This is a genomic window from Streptomyces sp. NPDC101234, assembly GCF_044767525.1.
Taxonomy (GTDB): domain Bacteria; phylum Actinomycetota; class Actinomycetes; order Streptomycetales; family Streptomycetaceae; genus Streptomyces; species Streptomyces sasae.
The window spans coordinates 59,859-82,620 of the sequence record NZ_JBIWOA010000033.1 but is presented as its reverse complement, the minus strand read 5'-3'; the positions used below and the strand labels follow the sequence as shown (position 1 = coordinate 82,620).

Annotated in this window: 19 protein-coding genes and 6 pseudogenes; 10 read left to right on the top strand and 15 right to left on the bottom strand. The window is 69.8% G+C overall.

Features of this window, described 5'->3' with window-relative positions; translation table 11 throughout:
* Nucleotides 1-26 precede the first annotated feature (26 nt).
* Nucleotides 27-799 (top strand): annotated as a pseudogene (locus ACIRR9_RS42450) (permease); the annotation flags it as partial.
* A gap of 307 nt (nt 800-1,106) precedes the next feature.
* Nucleotides 1,107-1,544, top strand: a complete 438-nt coding sequence (locus ACIRR9_RS42445) for a glutaredoxin domain-containing protein (protein WP_403763959.1) — start codon at nt 1,107-1,109, stop codon at nt 1,542-1,544.
* Nucleotides 1,545-1,624: 80 nt separating this feature from the next.
* On the opposite strand, the gene ACIRR9_RS42440 is transcribed toward ACIRR9_RS42445, so the two are convergent.
* The gene (locus ACIRR9_RS42440; protein WP_403763891.1) at nt 1,625-2,200 is read right to left on the bottom strand and encodes a TerD family protein; all 576 of its coding nucleotides are present in this window, start codon (nt 2,198-2,200) and stop codon (nt 1,625-1,627) included.
* Between the two features lie 156 nt (nt 2,201-2,356).
* Here ACIRR9_RS42440 and ACIRR9_RS42435 point away from each other — a divergent pair, with 156 nt between their 5' ends.
* Nucleotides 2,357-2,791 carry a sec-independent translocase gene (locus ACIRR9_RS42435; protein ID WP_403763957.1) on the top strand — a complete coding sequence of 145 codons (435 nt, stop codon included), beginning with the start codon at nt 2,357-2,359 and terminating at the stop codon, nt 2,789-2,791.
* Nucleotides 2,792-2,809: 18 nt separating this feature from the next.
* Here the strand turns inward: ACIRR9_RS42435 and ACIRR9_RS42430 are convergent.
* From ACIRR9_RS42430 to ACIRR9_RS42415, 4 genes and pseudogenes are all read right to left on the bottom strand, one after another.
* Nucleotides 2,810-2,959, bottom strand: a pseudogene (locus tag ACIRR9_RS42430) (twin-arginine translocase TatA/TatE family subunit); the annotation flags it as partial.
* Nucleotides 2,960-3,568: 609 nt separating this feature from the next.
* Nucleotides 3,569-3,814, bottom strand: a complete 246-nt coding sequence (locus tag ACIRR9_RS42425) for a hypothetical protein (RefSeq protein WP_403763889.1) — start codon at nt 3,812-3,814, stop codon at nt 3,569-3,571.
* A gap of 108 nt (nt 3,815-3,922) precedes the next feature.
* Nucleotides 3,923-4,357, bottom strand: a pseudogene (locus tag ACIRR9_RS42420) (magnesium-translocating P-type ATPase); the annotation flags it as partial.
* A 98-nt stretch (nt 4,358-4,455) separates the two neighbouring features.
* A complete protein-coding gene (locus ACIRR9_RS42415) occupies nt 4,456-4,602 on the bottom strand; it encodes a hypothetical protein (protein ID WP_403763887.1) in 147 nt (48 codons plus the stop codon).
* Between the two features lie 434 nt (nt 4,603-5,036).
* Between ACIRR9_RS42415 and ACIRR9_RS42410 the strand changes: the two genes are divergently transcribed.
* From ACIRR9_RS42410 to ACIRR9_RS42390, 5 genes are all read left to right on the top strand, one after another.
* Nucleotides 5,037-5,957 carry an undecaprenyl-diphosphate phosphatase gene (locus ACIRR9_RS42410; protein ID WP_384557549.1) on the top strand — a complete coding sequence of 307 codons (921 nt, stop codon included), beginning with the start codon at nt 5,037-5,039 and terminating at the stop codon, nt 5,955-5,957.
* 1,189 nt (nt 5,958-7,146) lie between these two features.
* Nucleotides 7,147-8,058, top strand: coding sequence for a YHYH protein (locus ACIRR9_RS42405; protein WP_403763885.1), 912 nt, complete (start codon nt 7,147-7,149; stop codon nt 8,056-8,058).
* A 688-nt stretch (nt 8,059-8,746) separates the two neighbouring features.
* The gene (locus ACIRR9_RS42400; RefSeq protein WP_403763883.1) at nt 8,747-9,088 is read left to right on the top strand and encodes a hypothetical protein; all 342 of its coding nucleotides are present in this window, start codon (nt 8,747-8,749) and stop codon (nt 9,086-9,088) included.
* Between the two features lie 71 nt (nt 9,089-9,159).
* A complete protein-coding gene (locus tag ACIRR9_RS42395; RefSeq protein WP_403763881.1) occupies nt 9,160-9,792 on the top strand; it encodes a SigE family RNA polymerase sigma factor in 633 nt (210 codons plus the stop codon).
* Complete coding sequence (locus ACIRR9_RS42390) at nt 9,789-10,103, top strand: hypothetical protein (protein WP_403763879.1); 315 nt, start codon at nt 9,789-9,791, stop codon at nt 10,101-10,103. Before ACIRR9_RS42395 ends, ACIRR9_RS42390 begins: the two co-directional genes overlap by 4 nt.
* Nucleotides 10,104-10,256: 153 nt before the next feature.
* Here ACIRR9_RS42390 and ACIRR9_RS42385 read toward each other — a convergent pair.
* The 4 genes and pseudogenes from ACIRR9_RS42385 to ACIRR9_RS42370 all read right to left on the bottom strand — a co-directional run.
* Nucleotides 10,257-10,408 (bottom strand): annotated as a pseudogene (locus ACIRR9_RS42385) (IS5/IS1182 family transposase); the annotation flags it as partial.
* 895 nt (nt 10,409-11,303) lie between these two features.
* Nucleotides 11,304-11,576, bottom strand: a pseudogene (locus ACIRR9_RS42380) (leucine-rich repeat domain-containing protein); the annotation flags it as partial.
* A 12-nt stretch (nt 11,577-11,588) separates the two neighbouring features.
* Nucleotides 11,589-11,945: pseudogene (locus ACIRR9_RS42375) on the bottom strand (leucine-rich repeat domain-containing protein); the annotation flags it as partial.
* A 126-nt stretch (nt 11,946-12,071) separates the two neighbouring features.
* Nucleotides 12,072-12,644 carry an NADPH-dependent FMN reductase gene (locus ACIRR9_RS42370; RefSeq protein WP_403763877.1) on the bottom strand — a complete coding sequence of 191 codons (573 nt, stop codon included), beginning with the start codon at nt 12,642-12,644 and terminating at the stop codon, nt 12,072-12,074.
* 820 nt (nt 12,645-13,464) lie between these two features.
* On the opposite strand from ACIRR9_RS42370, the gene ACIRR9_RS42365 reads away from it, so the two are divergent.
* Entirely contained in the window at nt 13,465-14,835 is a 1,371-nt protein-coding gene (locus ACIRR9_RS42365) for an MFS transporter (protein ID WP_403763875.1), read from the top strand.
* Between the two features lie 26 nt (nt 14,836-14,861).
* Here ACIRR9_RS42365 and ACIRR9_RS42360 read toward each other — a convergent pair whose 3' ends face one another.
* The 4 genes from ACIRR9_RS42360 to lnt all read right to left on the bottom strand — a co-directional run bounded on the left by ACIRR9_RS42360 (nt 14,862) and on the right by lnt (nt 19,961).
* Nucleotides 14,862-16,832, bottom strand: a complete 1,971-nt coding sequence (locus ACIRR9_RS42360) for a helix-turn-helix domain-containing protein (protein ID WP_403763873.1) — start codon at nt 16,830-16,832, stop codon at nt 14,862-14,864.
* A 100-nt stretch (nt 16,833-16,932) separates the two neighbouring features.
* Entirely contained in the window at nt 16,933-17,745 is an 813-nt protein-coding gene (locus ACIRR9_RS42355; protein ID WP_403763871.1) for a 3-hydroxybutyrate dehydrogenase, read from the bottom strand.
* 54 nt (nt 17,746-17,799) lie between these two features.
* Entirely contained in the window at nt 17,800-18,279 is a 480-nt protein-coding gene (locus ACIRR9_RS42350) for an NUDIX hydrolase (protein WP_403763869.1), read from the bottom strand.
* A 68-nt stretch (nt 18,280-18,347) separates the two neighbouring features.
* Nucleotides 18,348-19,961, bottom strand: coding sequence for an apolipoprotein N-acyltransferase (gene lnt, locus ACIRR9_RS42345; RefSeq protein WP_403763867.1), 1,614 nt, complete (start codon nt 19,959-19,961; stop codon nt 18,348-18,350).
* A gap of 184 nt (nt 19,962-20,145) precedes the next feature.
* Between lnt and ACIRR9_RS42340 the strand changes: the two genes are divergently transcribed.
* Nucleotides 20,146-21,174, top strand: coding sequence for an O-antigen ligase family protein (locus tag ACIRR9_RS42340; protein WP_403763865.1), 1,029 nt, complete (start codon nt 20,146-20,148; stop codon nt 21,172-21,174).
* A gap of 118 nt (nt 21,175-21,292) precedes the next feature.
* On the opposite strand, the gene ACIRR9_RS42335 is transcribed toward ACIRR9_RS42340, so the two are convergent.
* The gene (locus tag ACIRR9_RS42335) at nt 21,293-21,850 is read right to left on the bottom strand and encodes a hypothetical protein (protein WP_365341725.1); all 558 of its coding nucleotides are present in this window, start codon (nt 21,848-21,850) and stop codon (nt 21,293-21,295) included.
* Nucleotides 21,851-21,940: 90 nt separating this feature from the next.
* Nucleotides 21,941-22,732: an aspartate/glutamate racemase family protein gene (locus ACIRR9_RS42330; RefSeq protein WP_365341723.1), complete on the bottom strand. Its 792-nt coding sequence runs from the start codon at nt 22,730-22,732 to the stop codon at nt 21,941-21,943.
* Nucleotides 22,733-22,762: the final 30 nt, after the last annotated feature.

The window sequence follows — 22,762 nt, the reverse complement described above, 5'->3', positions numbered from 1 at the left end:
TGGCGTCGTACGGCGAAGCGAGTGGTGTGAGCGAGCAGGAGTATGCGGAGGGCCCGGGCGGGTTCGCCGACGCCGTGCGCCTCGTCGTGCGGACGCTCGTGTACGTCGTCGGCGGCGGCCTCTCGCTCACTGCGATCGCCACGGTCGCAAGCGTCCTCGGGCCGATGCTCGCACTCGACCTCTGCACCCGGCCCGTCGCCGCCTGGTGGACGGTCTTCACGGCCGTCGTCGTCCAGGGCGTCCCCTCCTCCTGCTCGGCACGCTCGTCTCGGCCGCCATCGGCGCCTTCGTCTCGGAGCGCGTCTTCAGCGGACCGCTGCCGCGCAGCCCCGGCCTCGCCGTGCCCGTCGCGGGCGCCGCCGGCGCCGTACTGCCCGGATGCGAATGTGCCTCGGTACCGGTGGCCGGCAGTCTGATGCGGCGCGGGGTCACCCCGGCCGCCGCGCTCGCGTTCCTGCTGTCCGCGCCGGCCATCAACCCCGTTGTTCTCGTCGCCACGTCGATCGCGTTCCCCGGGCAGCCGATGATGGTCGCGGCCCGGCTCGTCGCCTCGCTCGCGACCGCCGTCGTGATGGGTTGGCTGTGGGCAGGCTTCGGGAGGGAGGAGTGGCTGCGGCTGCCGAAGACACGTCCGACGGGATCCGGAACCTCCCGCGCGGGTGCCTTCGTTGCCGGGCTGCAGCACGACTTCCTGCACGCCGGGGGCTTCCTGGTACTCGGCTCCGCGGCAGCGGCGACCTTCAACCTCGCGGTGCCGCGTTCGGTCCTCGACGTCTTCACGGGGTCGGCCTGGCTGTCTCGGCGCCGTCTGAACCGGCCGCCCCGTCCAGTCGGCGATAGCAGATCAGGTCGGGGACTGTGCCCCGAGGGGTCCGTCGGCGGACAAGGCTGGTACTGCTCCAACAGCGGTGCGGATCTGAGAAACGACCCAGTTCACTTCAAGGTTCCCGCAACCGTCCGGCGCCCGCACGTCACACATTCCGAAGTTTCGCGACCTTCGACCACACAGGTGGCGGGAGCGGAGTTGCGGTGCGGGCGCGGCGCGGACGCCCAGCTCCGCGTGCGAGTTCGAGGACCGTTTCGGCTCATCGGTAGTCTGCGTGGCCATGATGCGCCCCTGGATCCCACCGATGCTGCTTGTGCTCTGCGGCTCTGCCGCCGCGACCGGGCTGTTCTTCAAGGGAAGCCCAGGTGCGGCTGTGGCACTCCTGCTGGTGTTCATGCTGCTCGCGGGCGTGAACTCGCCCCTGATCTTCCCCAGGTCGGTCGGTGCACTGGAGGCACAGCACCGCAGTACGGTCGACGGCCGACCTGTCGTTTTCTGGCGGCCGGGCTGCACATACTGTCTGCGCCTGCGTATCCGGTTGGGGCGAGACGCCCGCCGGTTGCACTGGGTCAACATCTGGCGTGACCCGGCTGGAGCGGCAACGGTCAGGGAGGCCAACAGCGGCAACGAGACCGTGCCGACCGTCGTCGTGGACGGCCGGCCGCACACCAACCCCGATCCGGCGTGGGTCCGCGAACAGCTCTCCCCTCGCGCGTGACCATGAGCCGGTCCCCTCGCGGACGGCGCCCGAACCCTCCCGTCCGCTGTTCGGCGCAGACGGGAGGTCGAAGAACAAGCTCAGACGTGGACCCCGAAGTCCTGGGCGATGCCGCGCAGCCCCGAGGCGTAACCCTGGCCGACCGCGCGGAACTTCCACTCGCCGCCGTGCCGGTAGAGCTCGCCGAACACCATCGCGGTTTCCGAGGAGGCGTCCTCGCTCAGGTCGTAGCGGGCGATCTCCTGACCGCCGGCCTGGTTCACCACGCGGATGAACGCGTTACGCACCTGCCCGAAGCTCTGCCCGCGCGCGTCCGCGTCGTGGATGGAGACCGGGAACACGATCTTCGCGACCCCCGCCGGCACCGCGGCCAGGTTCACCTTGATCGACTCGTCGTCGCCCTCGCCCTCACCCGTCAGGTTGTCGCCGGTGTGCTCCACCGAACCGTCCGGGCTGGTGAGGTTGTTGTAGAAGACGAAGTGCTGGTCGGAGACCACCTTGCCGGCCTCGTCACAGAGCAGGGCGGAGGCGTCCAGGTCGTAGTCGGCGCCGGTGGTGGTCCGCACGTCCCAGCCCAGGCCGACCACGACCGCGCTCAGACCCGGCGCCTCCTTGCTCAGTGACACGTTGCCGCCCTTGGCCAGCGAAATCCCCACGACCGATCCTCCCGACTTCACACTGTCTGTCCTGCCATCGCTTACCAACGCCGTACCGGGCACTATGGTTCCCATAGTTGCGCAACATCTAAAGTGTTGTGCGGCGACCCGCAACGGGCGATCGGCGTGAGCGAAGACGAAGGCGAGTGGTGTCAGGTGTTCTTCGATGTGGGCCCGCTGGATCTCCTCACACTGGCGATCCTCACCGTCCTGCTCTTCGGTCCGGACAAGCTCCCCGAGATCATTCAGAACGTGGGCGGGTTCCTCCGCAAGGTGCGGGCGTTCTCCGACAGCACCAAAGAGGAGATCCGCTCCGAACTGGGTCCGGAGTTCAGGGACTTCGAGTTCGAGGACCTTCACCCGAAAACGCTCGTACGCAAGCACGTCCTGAACGGCGACGGCCTCGGACTGGACGAGATCCGCAGCGCCCTCGACCCGAGGGCGGAGTTGACGCAGGTCACCGACGCGGTGCGCGAAGCCACCGATGAGGGGTCACGGGAGACGGTGCCGCCGGAGCACGTGTCCCTGACGAAGGACACAAAGACCGGATCACCTGCCCACGCGGCGGCCTTCGACCCGGACGCCACCTAGAAACGAGTATCACACTCCTTCATACAGAGCCTTGGCCGCGCTCTTGAGGATGCGCATCGACTTGCCGAGGCCACGCGCCTCGGCGGGCAGCTTCTTCGAGCCGAACAGCAGAATGATCACGATCGCCCAGACCAGCAGGTACCAGGCTTTCAGTCCGTCGCGGAGCATCCCGCGCACTCCCTCTCAGCGCGAGCGCGCATCTCCCACTCCCACAAACGCACGGGCCCGATCATGCACTAGTTGCGCGATTGCGCAAGCTAGCAAACGTACGGCGAGAAGGGATCGGATCCACTGCCAATTCACAGGCCGGGACCTTCGCCCGGACACCGCACCCAGGTCAGGGCGCGTCACGCCTGTAGCGGGCGGCGATCCACGCGGCACCACGCCCGGCCAAGACTCTCCGCCGCCCCCAACGCGAGTAACGCACACTTGCTGTTGGGGACGGCGATCCCGGCAGTGCAGCAGCTCGTTCGGTCAACCGCGCGGCCGCGCGGGCCGGTTCGGACTGAAGCCGTCGACGACGGCCAGGCGAGTCGGCCTTCGGCAACGCCGTGTACAGACCTTCGACCTCGGCCAGGGCGACACCCGGCCGGAGATTCACCTCACGCATCCGCCGAATGCCCCCGTGCGGCATGCACGTCCTTCCTCCCCGACAGCAGGACCGGATCCCGCTGACTTCCATTATTGCGCAACTCTGCAATCTATCCATCCTGCACCGGGAGGTGGCCGGGGGCATCGATCGCAACCGCCACGGCGCTCACCACGCTCCGCCGTACGTCAGGCCGTACCTATGACCCCTCCGGCCTTGCTCCACTTCGCATGCGGTTCGTCGAGGCACCGGGCTTCGGCCTCGACGGCCAGCTCCCGGTCGTCGGGCAGTTCGTCCCAGCCCCGGTTCGCGAAGTCCCGCCCCTGCTTGACCTCGTCGAAGGTGGCTCGGTACATGTTGGCGATACCTAAGGCCGCGTCCGGCTTGTACCACGTGATCCGGCGTCGGCGCCTCGATGCCGGGGGATCGGACATTCCTTGCCCCTTCTCCGCCCGGCTCCTCGACCAGTCACCCTTGCCAACAGGCGGATTGGGAACCGTGTGAGGCGCCGCGGTCAGGGACAGGGCTCGTTGAGCAGCGTCTCACCACGCCGGACCTCGTCGCGCGTAGCGGCTCCTGGCGACCAGGAGTCCGGCGGTGTAGAGCACGAGAACGGCCGTGAGCAACGGGTAGCAGACCGCGGGCAGTGCTGTCAGGCCGAGCGGTGACGGCGGCAGCAGCAGTCCGATCACGGCCAGGGCCGCCGCCGCGCGGGCCACGGGGCCGGGCCTGCGCCGCCCGGTATCGGCCCGGCCCGGTCGCAGCAGGAGCATCACCAGGGCCTGGGTGAGCAGGTTTTCGGTGAACCAGCCGGAGTGGAACACCGCCTCGTCCTCGGTCGTCCCCAGACCATGCAGGACGAACGCCAGGACACCGAAGGCGGCCAGGTCCGCCACGGCGTTCAGAACCCCGAAGCCCGTGATGAAGCGCAGCAGATCACCAGGTCGCAGAACCGTGGGCCGGCGACACCGCAACGGTCGGCCACCCGCTGCGGTGCGGCCGTTTCCAATGCCAACGTCTCATCGGATTCACATCCACCGCCCAGGATGACCCGCAGGTGCGGGCAACGGTGTGGTCACGGCTTCAACGAGAGGGTCGACCCGAACAGCAAGATGATCACGACCGCGACGAGCGGCAGGTGCCAGGATTCCAGTCCGTTGCGGAGCATCCCGCCCACCTCCTCCCCTTTGCCGGCCAGCGGTGCGCACAGCACCGCGCGCACCGTCTGGCATCATTGCTATATTGCGCAACTGTAAAACCTTGGGGCCGCGGGCACCGGCTGCCCCTGCACACGAGGTCGACACGCGGGGAGCGGCGGGTCCAGAAGGCCTCAGCCTTTACACCGCCGTAGACGTCTGGTGCGGCAACGGAAGACAGGCGAGGGAAACGACGAACCCCATGGACGGCGACACACCCGTGCGGGGGCTCTGAGGCCGCGCGCCGCATGGGCACGGTCCCGGAGGAGCGCCGCGACCGGTTTGGTCGTGCCCGCCCGCTTCACCGACAGCTTGCCGGATGCGGACGCGGAACCGCTGCGGCAACCGCTCGGCCCGGGTTCCCGCGCCGACTGCGGGGCCGCGAACGGCGAGGGCCGACGAGATGGACAGACTCGTTGACTTGGGTTGGCTTTTACACGCGTGTAGTAGCTTCGGGCGCATGTCCGTCCTGACCTACCCCGAAGCCGTGGGCGTCGGCCTGCTGCAAGGCGTCACCGAACTGTTCCCGGTCTCCAGCCTCGGGCACAGCATCCTGATCCCCGCCCTCCTGGGCGGGCACTGGAAGTCCGACCTGGATGTATCTGCCCAAGACTCGCTGTACCTCAACGAGCTGGTCGGTCTCCACCTGGCCACAGCGCTGGCGCTGGTCGTCTACTTCTGGCGCGACTGGATCCGCGTGATCCGCGGGCTGTCGACGTCGATCACCCAGCGGCGCATCCAGACGGTGGACCAGAAACTCGCCTGGCTGATCATCATGGCCACCATCCCGGTGAGCGTCGCCGGCCTCGCGCTCGACCACGTATTCCGCACCACGCTCGGCAAGCCCGTGCCGACCGCCATCTTCCTGGCCCTCAACGGCATCGTGCTCTTCGTCACCGAGCAGCTGCGGCGGGGCGGGTCGGGCCGACGACGTGCCGAAGACGCCGTCCCCGCGGGAGCGGAACACCTCAGCCCGGACGAGCTGTCGGACTTGAGGATCACGAAGATGACCATGAAGCAGGCCATGAGCATCGGCGCGGCCCAGATCCTCGCCCTGCTTCCCGGGATCAGCCGCTCCGGTTCGACCATCAGCGCGGGCATCTTCAAGGGCCTGGGCCACGAGGACTCCGCGCGCTTCGCATTCCTGCTCGCCACACCGGTGATCGGCGGCGCCGCCCTGCTCAAGCTGCCCCCACTGCTCGGGCCCGAGGGCAACGGCCTGCGCGGCCCGCTGCTGGCGGGCAGCATCGCAGCCTTCGTCGCGGCGTACCTCGCGACCCGCTTCCTGGTCCGGTACTTCGAGCACCGCACCCTCATCCCCTTCGCCGTCTACTGCACACTCGCGGGACTCGGCAGCCTGGCCTACTTCACCCTCGGCTGACCCACCGCCCAGCCCGGCAGGGCCCAGGTCAGTACATGGAGAGCAGAGTCCCCAGTGCGGGGAAGGGGGGAGTTCACCGAGCCCGCCCCAGCCCCGAGGAACACAGCCGGCTACTGCCACCGCGGGCCTGCCGGGCCTGCGTCCAACCCCCGTACCTCCGCGATGCGTTGGTACTGTGGTGTCAGGACAGACGTCGACGCGCCGGGCCGCATCAGCGACAGCGACAGCGACTACACCTACGACGCCTTCAGCAGTGCCACCGCCACGGCACCTGGACCACCGCCTCCACCGAGACCAACTACTACAACGAGCGGCGGAACACACGCCGTTGGGACACTGACGGCACCAGCACCACCCGGTACGTCACCAACCCGGACGGCAAACCCCCCACCGTCACCACCTGTTACGGAGAGAGCCAGAACGTGATCAAGTACGGTCGGCAGCTCGGAACTTACCCGGGAGCGCGAGAGGCCCGCGACCTGCTGTGCGGAGAGGCGCCCCAGACCTAACCTGCGCGCCGAGGGCCGATCAGTCACCCAAGTCCCGCCGCCGTCCAGGCAGCGGGACCTCTCGCACTCTGAACCCTTCCGGGTTCGGTAGAGGGCTGGGATGTTCAGTCACCACTGCTCGCGACATGACTCAGTCGGGCTGACTGCGGTGCGGGGAGAGAGACCGAAAAGGCGGATGGGGTGGATGGGGCCGTCGGTGTGCCGGGCCTCGTCGAGGATGCGGTCCGGACTCCCGTCCGCCGGTGCCCTGTCGAACAAAACGGCACTCGTCATCTGCACCGCAAGCCACCCGACACCCCATCAGAACGGGCGTCGAACGAGCGTCAAGGTGCCTCGGAGAGTGTCATCTCAGCGTCAAGATATCGCCCCTGAGGCCCACACCGCACATAACACACGCGGCGGAGGAGCAGGTCAGTGGCCCGGCTGACATGTCGGGTCGGCGCCGGGTTCCGCTGCTCCGGGAAAGCGGATACTCACTCGGTTGCCCGTTCGTGTCAGCGAGACAACGACATGCCTGCGTGGTGAGGTGAGGCGGTGTCCTTGTCGAGTGGGAAGTATTCATGATCGGCGCACCCGGACTCGCTGCCATCGCAGCGAGTGCCGCCTGCGCGCTTCTTGGCTCCTCACTGGCTCCGGCCGGATCCGCGGCCGAAGCCGTGCCTCGTCCGAGGCCGGCGGCCATGAACGTAACTGGCGGAGGAGGCGGTGACGGCACCCTGATCACCCGCCTGCACACGCCTCCCACCGGCACGTCGATCGCCTCGCCCGAGCACGACACCCTCTATGCCTGCCGAGGGGGTACGCTCACCCGGCCCGACCGCCCGTGGATCGATGCCCACGGCGTGATCGACGTACTCAAACGCCCCTTCGTCTCGGGGACCATGCACTGGCACAAGGTTCTACGGGTGACGACGACCGCGACGACCAGGCACTTCGAAGGCAACGGTCTCCCGGGTCACGCCACCGGGCGCTTCCCCGTGCAGAAGGGCACTCCCGCCTACAAGTACTACGCGGAGATTCCCTCACCCGGGTACCCCAACGCCGCCGCGATCCCCATCAAGCCATGGCACCTCGATGTCACTGTTCCCCGCAATCCGATCGCCCGGGCGACGCCCACGTGCATCTCCCAGCTCACGACCGGCATGGCGCTGGCGGGCGGCACCTTCCACCTGGAGGTGGCCACCGACGCGGAGGACCGCCCGGTCGACCCGAACGCGGCCCTGCCCCTCGACCGCTGTTGGGGCCACCCGTACGAGACGCAGTACCACTACCACGGCCCCTCACAGACCTGCTTCGGTAAGGCGGCTTCCCGCGGGTTCGTGAACGCGAGTCGCTCCCGGCACTCGCCGCTCGTGGGATACGCCATCGACGGCTTCGGGATCTACGGGCCGCGCGGCGAGCACGGAAAGATCGTCAGGAACAAGGACCTCGACGTCTGCCACGGCCACACACACGCGATCATGTGGGACGGCAAGCGGGTCGTCATGTACCACTACCACCTCAACGGCGAGTACCCGTACTCGATCGGATGCTTCCGAGGGACGCCGGTGACGGTCCCCGGGGACCCGCACGGCCATGACTGGAGCCACTGACCCCGGCGACCGTGCGGGCATCAGAAACTGTGTCGCGTTCTGATCCGCCCCGCCGCTGCGACACGGCATCCAGAGACCGTCTGACCACGCACAACGGTCAGGCTCGGAAGGTGTCCGGATCGATGCCTTGCGCACGCGCGAGAGGGAACAGGACCCGTTCGATCGAGTCCAGACGCCGCGGATGGGCCGCTTCCCCTGTACGCCGACGGAATCGGTGAGGGAGTCGGCGAAGGCGGCAATGGCGTCATCGGGCACGCGAGACACGGTCCCGTCGCCGAGCTTCGCCTGGACCGACTGCCGCGACCTGCTCATCACCGCACACCAGCCTCACCACCGGGGTACGGCATTCACCACGTCCGAGCAGCTGATCCAGACCATCCGCCGCGGTCTGAGAACGATCCACCGCCCCAGCCTGATCGACGGGCGCCTCGCCGGAACCGCGCTGTCACTCCCGCCCACGACAGCCTGAGTTCGAGCCCAGGAGGCATCACGCACGGGGCCGCAATGCCCATGACGAGGAGACGGCCGGCTGGCCCCACGAAGGCTGCGGATTTTTTTGCGGATCGCGACAACCTCGGATGGGGCCGCACGTCTGGTGGGGTGAAAGGCGGTTTCCGGGACGGGACTTTCAGTCCCGGTGCTGCCTGACCTGTCAGCGTTGTCCATGAACTCTATGGAGTCGTTTCCTATGCGCCACGTCCGCGCCAAGAAGTCAAACCGTTCCCTCCGCACCTGGGTGCTGGGGTCGACTGCCGGTCTCGCCCTGGTGGTGGGCGGCGGCATCGCCGCTCAGGCGGCCACCGCCGGCCACGCGCACCCGGCCAAGTCGGCCACGGTCGACCCGAAGCCCGTGCCCTCCACCCCGGGGAAGCACACCTCCACCGACCCGACCCCGGTCCCGGGCGACGCGAACGGCAAGCCCTACCCGTCCGCCGTGCCCTCCACCCCGGGGAAGCACACCTCCACCGACCCGACCCCGGTCCCGGGCGACGCGAACGGCAAGCCCTACTCGGGCAACACCAGCCGCTGAGCCGCCGACCATAGATGTGGCGGGGCCGGACAGGAGCCGGCCCCGCCGTACCCCTGATGTGAACGAGGACGATGCAGCTCACCCTTGCCCTGCCCTGGTGGGCCCGGCTACTGCGCCGCGCCCGGACCACCTCCTCCACTCCGGCGTCGGGCGCGCCGCTCCCCGGCCGACGATTCCGGCACCTGCGTTCGGTGGCCGACCGGGGCAGCGAGGAAGACTCCCCCACACTCGCCGATCTGTACCGGACCCGGCGGCTCGACATGGTCCGGCTGGCGGTCTTCCTGGTGGACGACCTGCACACCGCCGAGGACGTCGTCCAGGATGCCTTCGCCGCCGTCTGCCGCCGGCACGGCGAACGGCTGGACGACCTCCAGGACGCGCATGCCTACCTCCACACCGCGGTGGTCAACGCCGCCCGCTCGGTGCTGCGTCGGCGGCGCACCGCGCGCGCCTACACCCCGCCGTACCAGGGTCCGGGGGCGCCGGTCGACGAGCTGCTGCTGCTCGCCGAGGAGCACCGGCAGGTCTTCGACGCGCTGGCACAGCTCACCGCGCGCCAGCGCGAGGTACTGGTCCTGCGTTACTGGTCCGACCTGACCGAGGCGCAGATCGCCGAGACCCTCGGCGTGTCCCGTGGCACCGTCAAGTCGACCGCGAGCCGCGCGCTCGCCACACTGGAAAAACTCTTGGAGGTGGACCGATGAGTACTCGGGCAGCGATCGAGGAACGGCTGCGCGCCGCGCTGGAGGCGCGCGGGCAGCTCATCAGCGCCCACGACCTGTCACCGGCCCGCCCGCCTGCCGGAAGTACCTGGGGCACACGCAGGATTCGGCGGGTGCTGTACGTTGCCGCAGCCGCCACCGCGGCGGCCGCTGCCGCCGTCATCCTCGTGCTGTCCTCCAACACCCCGGACCGCCCCCGCCCGGCACCGCCCGCACGACATTCCAGCCCCACCGCCACCCCTACCTCCTCCGTCCCGTCCCCGGTGCCCTCCGCCGTCCCTTCCGCGCCCTAGCAGGGCCCTGTTGAAGGTCGTTCTCTTTCCGGGGCTCGTGTGTGACTTCTGCTGGTCGGACTTGGGGGCGAGGCTGTCGCGGAAGTCGGCAAACCGACCGCTGAGGCGCAAGTCGCCAAGTGCGGTCCCCGCTGGCGCTGGGGTGCTCCGGAGGCCGAGCTTGCGCCGGCGGCGATCGCGGGTCCGGCGGTGCTCGTGCAGCAGCCAGGCAACATGCTCGACGACCTTGTGCGGGACGTCGAGCGTGGCAGGGTAGGGGGAAACAGGGCCCGTTCGGTCGCCGCTGTACTGCGTGGAATCACCACGCCGACGACGAGGGGCCCCTGCCTCGTCACCACACCCACTGGCCGGCCCATTTCACCCGCCGGCACAGGATGAAAGAGGCTCAGTAGCCTCGTAGCGAGCGGCCGGATCGGGGAAGGCTTCAAGCCGCTGTCACTCCTCCACGCCCTGCCACCACCGCCTGATCAAACACCCCCTCCAATAAGTCGGTTGGTGCATGCGATGAGTTCCCGCATTTCACCGAACGCTGTATCACGCTTCGGATTGAGCATGAGACCGGGCCATTTTGTGTACTGATCCGTAATGACCCGACGTCGAATGCGAGGATGAAGCCTGTCATGGCTGCCGGGTGGTGCACACGTACGGTACGGGCCGCGCTGTTCGCGGCCGTCTGTGTGCTGCTCGCCGCCCTGGCCCACACGATGATGTCCGGTGCACCGGTGCCCTGGTGGGCACTGAGTGCGGGTGCCGTCGGGGCCGGCGGAGTCGGCTGGGCTCTGGCCGGCCGTGAGCGCGGGCTTCGGGTGATTGTGCCGATGGTGGTCGCGGCGCAGAGGGTGCTCCACAGGAGCTTCTCTTCCGCACAGGCCACAGGGCGCAGTTCTCAAGTTGCTGCGGCCCTCGGACGTCGGGTGCCGTCACGGTATCCGGTCTGCGCTGCGCCACTGACAAACCTGTCGACTCTGCCGCCTTCCTCTGGGGCCGCCCGGAAGGCTTGGGGGACTCGAACAGACACCCAATGGATCAAAAGTCCTGACGCGATCTTGATGGGTGGTTCCGGACGCCGCTTCGGGGGCCGGAACCACCTGGTCAGGGCAGGTGCCGCCACATGCTCAATCCATGCCGTGATGGCCTCCGGCACATCGTCCGCTCACGCGTCGCTCACGCACGATGTGCCCCTGAGCAGCGACTTTCGACCTACAAGAGGACGACACATCCTCGCTGCTCCAGTGCGGTCAGCAGCGACGGCGACGGCTCGCAGGCGTTCCAGCGCAGGTCCAACTTCTCCAGCGCAGGCATGTCGGTGACCCAGTCCGGCAGTCGTGCGAGGCGGTTGCTTCTTACGTCAACCTGGCGTAGTCGGGGCAGGTCGGCCAGCGCTTCCGGGAGTTCGGCGAGGGCGTTCTCCCTCAAGTCCAGGTGGTGCAGTTCACGGAGGTCGGCCATGGACGGCGGCAGGCTTTCGACCGCGTTGCCCCGGAGTCAGAGCTCGCGCAGGCTGTGTAGGTGGCCGATGTCGTCGGGCAGCGTGGTCAGCCGGTTGTGCTGCGCTCGGAGTTCGATCAGGCCGGCCATCCGGCAGAGGGTCTCGGGTAGGGCGGTGAGGGTGTTCTCGCCGACGTTGAGGTAACGCAGCCGCGTCAGGTTTCCCAGGGCGTCGGGGATCTCGGTCAGATCGTTGTCGCGCAGGTAGAGGCAGCCGCTGAGGTCGACCAGGCCACCGAGTTCGCCGGGCACCGAGGTGAGGTGGTTGTGGCCGAGGTCCAGAGTGGTCAGCCGGAGCAGCCGTCCGACCTCGGGCGGCAGGTCCGTGAGCCCGTTGTCCGCGAGGATCAGTACCTGAAGCTCAGTGCGCTGTCAGACGGACTCGGGTACTTTGCCCAGCTGTCGACGCCATAAGTTCAGTACGTGCGGCACAGCTTGATCCCTTCCTGAGCATGCGAGCGGGTCAGTCCCGACGAAGAGTTACGCCCGGCCGGGCGCAGCGGTCCGGTCACCGGACGCCGTTGCCGCCAAGATGCCCAGCGCGTTGCCGAGTTGGCGACGGATCTCCGGGTCGTCGATGAGGCCATCCCTGCCCGTTGTCCCCCGGCCCACCGGGATCTTCACGCAGGCCGACTCCACGATGTGCGCGCCTGTGTACCCGAGGACCGTTCGCAGCGTGGCCTCCGCGCCCTGACCGCGCCCAGGGGCGGCTGCATTGATCCAGGCAACCGGTTTGTCGCAGATCTCGGTGCCGCCGACCGTCCAGTCCAGCAGGTTCTTGAACGAACCCGGCAGCGTGCCCGCGTACTCCGGCGTGCAGATCAGGATGCCGGTCGCCCCGTCGATCGCCGCGCGCAGCTCGGACACGGGCGCCGGCAACGAGTCGGTGTCGTCATCCGGGTTGAAATGCGGAAGCTTCGCCAGGCCGTCGTACATGACTGCCCGCATCCGCGCGGGCGGCGCCACGGCGTGCACGGTGCGCAGGACGGCCTCATTGGTGGACCCGGCTCGCAGGCTCCCCGACAGCAAAAGGATCAGCGGCAGCGTCGACATCCGCTCAACCTACTTCCGCGGAACCGTGAGCGGCCAACGGCTTTGCCGGTTGTGTGAGTGAGTACCGCACACCAACCCTGACCGATCCATGACCAAGATCCGGACCACGCACCGGCCAATAACTCCGACGCTGGACTCACGAACCCTCATTCGCGCTGGTCAGAGCCACGCAAGTAGATGTACCACCAGCAGACGAAGAACCTGCTGGGCACTCCGCGCGACCGGTCGGCGGCGTGCTGCTCCCGGCGATCCCTCTTGACCGGGTTACGCACCACATCGCTGACAGGCGCCCGTCGGCGACCGGATACTCGCCCAACTCCTGGGCCTGCGCCCGGCGATCGCCCTGGATGAGCATGCGCCGAGCGCCAATCCGTAGCCTGCCCGCGGGCTACGGATTCGTTCACCCGCCTCGATCTCATACGCCCAACGCGCTTCGGAAGGACAGATGCACGAGCACGGGCCCACACCGAGCCCGCTCGATTCAACGGTGCCGACGGAGTCGGCCATCGCAGGTGCCAGCCCCCAGGCACCGCAGCGTCCGATCTGCGAATCATGCCGGAGTTCTCCGCAGCGTAGTCAGCACCAAGTCAGCACGGGAGTCAGCACCACGCCACCGAATCATGCCCGAATGACGCAACTTGGACAGCCTCCTTCGCGGCGGTGCCGAAGCAGTCGCGAGGCCTCAACGGCGCCTTCATGGTGGGCACGCGCACTCTCGCATTCGAAACTATGGCGTCCGGCCACATACGCCTCTCACCTGCACGTTCCTACGGTATGGCGACACGCAATCGTCCCCGTCGAACGCCAGGAAGTGGTGCCGATGTCGTCACCGGCAAGTTCCCCGCCCGCTCCGTCCCACCTCCCCCGGATCGTCGCCGCCAGCCTCATCGGCACCACCATCGAGTGGTACGACTTCTTCCTGTACGGCTCCGCGGCCGCCCTCGTCTTCAACAGGCTGTTCTTTCCCGACTCCGACCCGCTCGTCGGCACGCTGCTGTCGTTCCTGACGTACGCGGTCGGGTTCGCCGCCCGGCCGCTCGGGGCCCTGGTGTTCGGGCACTACGGGGACCGGCTCGGGCGCAAGCGGCTGCTCGTGCTGAGTCTGCTGTTGATGGGTGGGGCGACCTTCGGGATCGGGCTGCTGCCGACGCATGCGACGGTCGGCAGCGCGGCACCTGTTCTGCTGACACTCCTGCGCCTCGTCCAGGGGTTCGCTCTCGGTGGTGAGTGGGGCGGCGCCGTCCTGTTGGTGTCCGAGCACGGTGACGCGCGCCGGCGTGGCTTCTGGGCGTCCTGGCCGCAGACCGGTGCGCCCGCCGGGCAACTCCTCGCGACCGGTGTGCTGTCGCTGCTCACCGCCGTACTGTCGGACGACGCGTTCGCCGCCTGGGGCTGGCGGATTCCGTTCCTGCTGTCCGGTGTCCTGGTCGTCGTCGGTCTGTGGATCCGTCTGTCGGTCGACGAATCGCCGGTGTTCCGGCAGGCGTTGGCGCGGGCCGAGGCCCGGCGCGATGCCGGGGACGCCGAACAGCCGCCACTCGTCTCGGTGTTGCGGCACCACTGGCGCGATGTGCTGATCGCGATGGGCGCGCGCATGGGGGAGAACATCAGTTACTACGTCATCACCGCCTTCATCCTGGTCTACGCCACCACGTCCGCCGGCGTCTCCAAGCAGACCGCCCTGAACGCCGTGCTGATCGGCTCCGCCGTCCACTTCGCCGTGATCCCGGCCTGGGGCGCGCTGTCGGACCGGGTCGGGCGGCGGCCCGTCTACCTGCTGGGCGCAGCCGGGATCGGAGTGTGGATGTTCCCGTTCTTCGCCCTGGTCGACACCGGGCGGTTCTGGTACCTGGTGCTGGCGGTGACCGTCGGCCTGGTCCTGCACGGCGCGATGTACGCGCCCCAGGCCGCCTTCTTCTCGGAGATGTTCGCGACCCGGATGCGCTACTCCGGTGCCTCCGTCGGCGCCCAGTTCGCCTCCGTCGCCGCCGGGGCGCCGGCCCCGCTCATCGCCACCGCGCTGCTGTCCGACTACGGCAGCTCGACCCCGATCGCCCTGTACGTGATCGCGGCGTCCCTGCTCACCCTGGTCGCGTTGGCCGTGGCGAAGGAGACCCGGCAGCGGGACCTGGCCGACGACGGCGCGCCGGCCTCGGCCGCGGCGAGCAGCAGGGACGTACACACCGTCTGAGCGCGCGCCGCTGGTCCCGGGCGGGATCAGCGGCGTTCCGGCTGCGTCACCAACCGGTGCAGGCGCAGGGCCAGTTGGGCTTCCAGGGCACGCGAGGGGCTCTGCCAGTCGTCGCCGAGGAGGCGGGCCACGCGTTCCAGCCGCTGGGCCACCGTGTTGACGTGGACGTGGAGTTCGTCCTTCGTGCGGGCCGGGCTCATCCCCGAGGCGAAGTACGCGTCGAGAGTGCGCAGCAGTTCCGTGCCGCGTCGTTCGTCGTAGGCGACGACCGGGCCGATGGTGCGTTCGACGAATCCGGCGACGTCCCGTTCGCCCGCGAGCAGCAGGCCGAGGAAGCCGAAGTCCTGGGCGGCGGCGCCGTCTCCGCCCCGGCCGAGGAGGTTCAGCGCGTCGAGGCAGCGGCGGCCCTCGGTGTACCCGGCGGCCACCGTGTCGGGGTGGGCGGCGAGGTCCGGGAGGGGCCCGGAGGCGCCGACGGTCACCGGCTGGTGGACGGCGGTGCCGAGGTGGCGGGCGGTGCGCCGGGCCACGTCGGTGGCGGTGTCGCCGGGGTCCAGGGGCAGCAGCAGGACGGTGCCGCCGTCACGGGCGGCGGCCAGACCGCGGCGGGTGGTGGCGAGGTGGGTGGCGGCCGACCACAGCCGGCGGCGGGCGGCCGCCGCGTCCTCCGCGCCGGCTGCCGGGCCCTCCAGCCGGGCGGCGAGGACGACGTGGGTGGCGTCGAGATCGGCGTGCAACCGGGCCGCGCGGTCGCGCAGTTGGCGTGGATCACGGTCCCGGGCATCGAGGAGGTCGTCCAGCAGTTCGCCGCGCACGCGCTGTTCGGCCTCAGCGGCCGAGCGACGGGCCAGCAGGAGCAGCGAGGTGACCATGGCGGCGCGCTCCAGGGTGCGCTGGTCGACGGGGTCGAGTTCCGGATGACCGCGCAGCACCAGCGCGCCGAGCAGTTCGCCGCCCGCGGCGACGGCGGCGATCCAGTCGCTCCGGTGCCGGACCGCGTGCCCCTCCGTGCGCGATGTCTCCAGCGCCCGTGTGTCGGCGGTGTCGGTGAACTCGACCGTGCCGTCGAGGACCTGGGAGACGGCGGCAGCCACGTCATGGACTCCGCCGCCGCGCAGCACGAGTTCGGCGAGCCGGTCGTGGACGTCCGAGGCACGTTCGATGACCGCGCTGCGGTCCTTGATGATCTCGTTGGCGCGCTCCAGTCCTGCCATGGCCGAACGGGTCTCGGTGAGCAGGTTCGCCGTGTCGATGGCGGCCGCCGCGAGCGCGGCGAAGGAGCCGAGCAGCGCGATCTGTTCGCGTTCGAAGACGCGTGCCCGCCGGTCCGCCGCGAACAGCACACCGATGACGTGCGGCCCGAGCATGAGCGGCACCCCGAGGATGGCGACCAGGCCCTCGTCGCGCACACCGGAGTCGATGGTGAGCGTGTGCTGGAAGCGGTCGTCCTTGAAGTAGTCGTCGGTGACGTACGGCCGCGCGGTCTGTGCGACGAGTCCGCCCAGCCCCTCCCCCATGCCGAGCCGCAGTTGCTGGAAGCGGGCGGCGACCGACCCCTCGGTGACCCGCATATAGGTGTCACCGCGCGCCGGGTCGTTGAGGCTCAGATAGGCGACGTCGGTGCCGAGCAGCGAGCGGGCGCGCTGGACGATCGCCTGCAGCACGGCGTCCACGTCCCGCAGGCCTGCCAGGTCGTGGGCGGTCTCGAACAGTGCGGACAGCTCCGCCTCGCGCCGCCGTCTGCCCTCCAGCTCGGTGCGGACCCGCAGCGCGAGGAGCTTGGCCCGCTCCAGCGCGGCGATCAGCTCCGGCGCCCGGTCCTCGGCACGGGCGACCAGCACCGGCTGTTCGTACGTCTCCGCCGAGGCGCCTCTGGCCAGCAGTTCGAGGTAGGGCAACTCGGCGTCCCCGGGCGCCTTGGCGGCGCCCTCGTCGAGGGCGTCGGCCGCTGCTGCCGGGGCCGGCCTCCTGGCGGACTGCACGTGATCGCGAGACATGGTCACAGGATTCCGCATCGTGCCTCCGACCCGTCGGGCCTGTGGAAAACTCGCGCACCGACAGCTGTCCTGCCGTTCAATGAGCTGTTCAATGAGCTGTTCAGTGGGCCGTCCAGCCGCCGTCCAGCACCAGCGAGGTGCCCGTGACGAAGGATGCCTGGGGGCCGCAGAGATAGGCCACGGCCTCGGCGACCTCCGCCGGTTCTACGAGCCGTTTCACGGCGCTGTCGGTCAGGAGGACCTCGGACAGCACCCGCTCCTCGGGGATGCCGTGGGCCCGGGCCTGGTCGGCGAGCTGCTTCTCGACCAGTGGGGTGCGCACATAGCCGGGGTTCACACAGTTAGAGGTCACCCCATGGGGTGCACCCTCCAGGGCGGCCGTCTTGGACAGTCCCTCCAGACCGTGTTTGGCGGCCACATAGGCCGACTTATAGGCGGAGGCGCGCAGCCCATGGACGGAGGACACATTCACGATCCGCCCCCAGCCCTGCTCGTACATATGCGGCAGGGCGCCGCGGATGAGCCGGAAGGGTGCCTCCAGCATCACGGTGAGTACGGTGTGGAAGACGTCCGGCGGGAAGTCCTCGATGGGGCGGACCAGTTGGATGCCCGCGTTGTTGACGAGGACGTCGGTGCCGGCTGCCGCCTGTTCGGCCGCGTCCAGGTCGGTGAGGTCGACGACGTGCGGCTCGACGGCACCGCCCGCCGGGTCCGGTGCCCGCCTGGCCTGCTCCACGAGCTCGGCCAGTCCCGCCGCGTCCCGGTCGACGGCTCTGACCCGGGCGCCCGCGGCCGCGAGGCGCAGGGCGCAGGCGCGGCCGATACCACCGGCGGCACCGGTGACCAGGGCGATACGGCCCTGGAGGTCGAGGGCGGGGGCGTGGGGACCGGGGACGGCGCCGAGCGAACTCATGAACCGACCCTAGGCGGCCCTCCCCCCGGATCGCATAGGGCCAGTCCACATACTTCAGCTCAAAGTCGTAGCGTCAAACCATGTGGGTGCATCCGACATGGCCTGCTTGATCCGGAAGAGGCCGGACTCGTTCATCTCCGGCAGGGCGTCCACGTCGAACCAGGCCACGTCCAGCGACTCGTCGTCGTTGACGCGTGCCTCACCGCCGACGGCCCGGCAGCGGAAGGTGATGTCCATGTACTGGCAGACGTCGCCGTTCGGGTAGGTGACCGGGTTCAGCGCCTGGACGAGGACCACCCGCTCGGCGACACAGCGCACCGCCGTCTCCTCGTAGACCTCCCGCACGGCGCAGACCGCAGGCTGCTCCCCCGGCTCCGGGATGCCGCCGATGACCGACCACTTACGGGTGTCCGCGCGCCTGCCCAGCAGCACTCTGCCCTCGTCGTCGAAGACGATGGCACTGATCCCGGGAAGCCACAGCAACTGGTGGCCGGCGGAGGCCCGAATCTCGTGGATGAAGTCAGGAGTAGCCATGGAACCGACCCTAACGGGCCGGTTCCCCCGGACCGACGATTACCACGGGGCGTACGGCGGGTGTACGGCTACGCGTCACCGGCGCGCCGACCGCGCACTCCGGCCCCGATCGCCCAGCCGACACCACCCGCGGCGACCAGCACCAGGGCGATCTCGGGCAGGATGCCCAGCTTGGTCGCGGGCGTCTCGGAGGTGCGCAGCGGGACCTTCTGGACCAGGTAGGCGGGCACGAACATGCCCGTCCTCTGGGTGATCTTCCCGTCCGGCATGATGATCGCGCTGACACCGCTGGTCACCGGCACGGTCACGGTCCGGCTGTGCTCCACGGCGCGGATCCGGGACATGGCGAGCTGCTGGTAGGTCATCTCGCTGCGGTCGAAGGTGGCGTTGTTGCTCGGTACGGAGATCATCTCGGCGCCGTGGGTGACGGTGTCCCGCACGTCCCAGTCGAAGGCGGCCTCATAGCAGGTGGCCAGGCCGACCTTGGTGCCGTCGATGTCGAACACGCCGGGCTTGGTGCCCCGGCTGAAGTCCTGGCGGACCATGCTGGTCCAGTTCTTGTTGATCGCGCCGACCAGACCGCGCAGCGGGAGGTACTCGCCGAAGGGCTGGATCTGCCGCTTGTCGTAGGTCGCCGTCGGTCCCTTGACCGGGTCCCACAGGATCTGCTCGTTGAGGAGCTTGCCGCCCCGTTCGACGACGCCGCCGACCGAGATGGGCACGCCCATCGCCTTGGAGGCCTGGTCGATCACGGCGGCCGCGTCGGCGTCGGCGAACGGGTCGACGTCGGAGGAGTTCTCCGGCCAGAGCACGAAGTCGGGCTTGGCCGCCTTGCCCGCCTTGACGTCGGCGGCGAGCTTCAGCGTCTCCTTGACGTGGTAGTCGAGCACGGCCTGCCGCTGGGACGCGAAATCGAGGCCGGCCCGCGGCACGTTGCCCTGGATGACCGCGACGGTGGCCGAACCGTCTTCCGCCTTGTCGCTCACCAGCGCCTGTGCGGCGACCGCGCCCACAACGGGGACGGCGACGCTCAGCAGGGCCGCGGCCGCCGCACCGCGCCGGATCTCACGCGTCCGGCGCCCCTCGACGACAAGGCGCCCGACCTCGTAGAGACCGAATCCGCACAGGACGACACCGAAGCCGAGCACCGGGGTGCCGCCCACCGCGGCGAGCGGCAGGAAGACACCGTCCGCCTGGCCGAAGGCGATCTTGCCCCAGGGGAAGCCGCGGAAGGGCACACGCGCGCGTGCGGCCTCCCCCGCGATCCATATGGCGGCCGCCCATACAGGCCAGGCGGGCAGCTTGGAGACGGCGGCGACGCCGACGCCGACCAGCGCGATGAAGATCGCCTCGATGGCCACCAGTGCGAGCCAGGGCCCGGGGCCGACCTCGACGCCGGTCCACACCAGCAGGGGGAGCAGGAAGCCGAGGCCGAAGACATAGCCGAGGCCGAGGGCCGCCTTCCAGCTGCGTCCGCGCAGCACCCATCCGAATCCGGCGAAGGCCGGCAGGGCCAGCCACCACAGGGTGCGGGGCGGGAAGCTGACGTACAGCAGCACTCCGCAGAGCGCGGAGGCGGCGGCCGGGGCCAGGCGGCGGAGCAGGCGCAGGCCGCGTGCGATGGGCACGGGGCGTGGCGTGAGCTGGTCCGACTGGTCCACGGAAGTTGCGGTGACGGTCACTCCGGGAGTGTACGGCGGTTGACCTTGCGGCCGACAGCACGGTCTCGTCATGCAGGAATCGCACCGTTCCCGCTCAAGTCGTCCACAAAGTGGGCATCAGCGGTTACGGTGTGCCGAGGCGGGCGGCGGGGCCCGCCTCAGGTCGGGGGACCGGGTACGGGGGGCGACGGTGGGGTCGACCGGGATGACGTCCGCTGCCGGTACGGAAGCGGACATCGACAGACGAAACGTTTCTGACGCGGTGGGCGTCGTGGTGCTCGGGGCGTGTGCCGTGTGGCCGCTGATCTCGGCGGCCGGGCGCGACGCACGGCCCGAGGGTGTGCTGCTGGCGGTGCTCGCCGTGGCCGCGGGCTATGCCGCAGGCCGGATGTCCGGGGCACTGCTGCCGGTGGCCGCGCCCTGTGTCGGAGCGCTGGCCGGGCTGGGACTCGCTGTGGCGATGCCCCATGTGGCGCCCGGTCCCCAGTTCGCGACTCCGCTCGGCCATGCCGGTGCCGTCGCCGCGCTGCTCGCCCTCGCGACGGGCAGCGCGTGCTGCGCCGCCTGGGCGACGTCGGTTCCGGCACTGCGCTTCGGGCTTCGGATGCTGGCCGTCGGCATCGCGGTGGCGGGGGCGGTCATGGGCTCGATGCCCGGGTGCGCGGCCAGTGCCGCCGTACTGCTGTGCTCGCTCGCGGCCGGCCGGGTGATTCACCGTGGTCCGGGCATCGCGGGGCTGGCCCTGACGGCCACGCTGGTGACCGGCACGGTGTGGGCGGTCGCCGCGAACGTCCTGCCCGCCGGCCTGACCTCCGCCCTGGAAGGCCCTCTCACCGAGCACCGCGTCCGGTTGTGGCGGGACGCGGTGCATCTCACCCGCCAAAACATCTCCCTGGGTGTCGGCCCGGGCCGTTTCGGCGAGCTGAGCGGCACCGCGTCCGAGGCCCTGCTGCCCGACGGCAAGCCGCACTCCGCGCCGCTCCAGCAGGCGGCGGAGCAGGGCTTGGCCGGTGCGCTGCTGCTGGTCACCGCGTTCTGCTGGCTCCTGTACGCCCTGTGGCGCTCACCCCGCTCCACACCGGTCGCGCTCACGGCGGGCGCGGCGCTGACGGCGCTGGCCGTGATCGCCGCGGTGGGCGACGCGCTGAGTTTCACGACCGTGTCGGTGGGGGCCGGTCTGCTGGCGGGCCTGGCGACGGCACGCCCATGGGCGGCGGGTGTCCCACAGAGCTGAGATGTCTCCCGGCACATGTGCCCATGCACATATACCCACGCACATGTGCTCAGGCACGGATGCCCAAGCACAGATACGGAGGCACACATGGTCGCGCCACACACCGCAGCGGCCTGTGTCAGTGCGCCGTACCGGGTGTGATCGTCCGCAGGCGTTCCCTGATCACACGGACCGCCGACTCGGCGTTGTCCACGGTGATCGTGAAGGTGTGGCCGTCCCACAGGCGCAGGACGATGCCCTCGCCCCTGCGGACCACGACGGCGGTGCCCTTCTCGGGGCGCCAGCGGTAGCCCCAGCCGCCCCAGTGGCGCGGGGTGATCTGCGGGGTGAAGTCCGCCCCGACCACCTGGGAGAGCGGAATACGGCGGCGCGGTACTCCTATATGACCGCAACGGATTTCGAGGCACTCCTTGTCGAGCCTCAGATCGACGTGCACGAAGGCGAGGGTGCCGAAGAGGACCAGCAGCCCGGCGGCGATACAGCCCACGACCGACATCACCAGCGGGGCGATGCCGGAGGACCAGGCGGAGTCCACGGCCAGTTCGATGCCGAGCGCCATGCAGGCCGCGCCGACCAGTGCCAGCAGCCACTGGACCCGGTTGGTGGCGCGCCCGGTCCAGACGTCGGGGTGTGAGGAGTCCTCGTCCGGGGAGCGGTCGTGGGGGTGGTCCCTCATGTCTACGAGATTACTCAGGTTTCGCTGCGCGGGTACCGCGTCGCGGAGGGTGACTGCTCACATCGGGGGTATCCAGGGCCCCCGCGGGGTTCACTGGGACGCGGCGGGGCTGACCGTCCGCAGCAGACGGCCCTCGGCATAGGTCAGCGCGGGCTCGGGCAGCTCGCCCTCGCGGCCGTTGAGCAGCACCGTCACCGTGCCGGTGGCCGGCGCGTCGGGGGCGGGCCGGGCGCCGATCCGGCGCAGCCCCTGGGCGGCCACCGCGCCTGCGGAGCCGTGCAGGACGAGGGGCGCGGCGCCGGGGCGCTGGACGGCGGCGCGGATACGTTCCGCCAGGAGTTCGTAGTGGGTGCAGCCCAGGACGACGGTCGTCACATCGTCCGGCGTGAGCTCGGCCGCCGCGGCGACGGCGGCGTCGATGGCCGCCTGGTCGGCGTGCTCCACGGCCTCGGCGAGGCCCCAGCAGGGCACCTCGGTGACCGGCACGCCGTCGGCGAAGTCCTCGATGAGGCCGCGCTGGTAGGCGCTCCCCGTGGTGGCCGGGGTCGCCCAGATCGCGAAGGGACCACCGCCGGCCGCGGCCGGTTTGATCGCCGGGACCGTGCCGATGACGGGAATGCCGGGTTCCAGGTGGGCGCGCAGCGCGGGCAGGGAGTGCACGGTCGCCGTGTTGCAGCCGACGATCAGGGCCTCGGGCCGGCGGGCGGCCGCGGCGTCGGCGACGGCCAGGGCGCGCGAGGTGACATCCTCGGGGGTGCGGGGTCCCCAGGGCATGCCCTCGGGATCGAAGGAGAGGACGAGATCCGCGTCGGGGCGAAGCCGCCGTACCGCGGCGGCGGCCGCCAGCAGGCCGATTCCGGAGTCCATGAGCGCGATCTTCACCCGGCCACGATAGACGATGGCCCGTTGGGA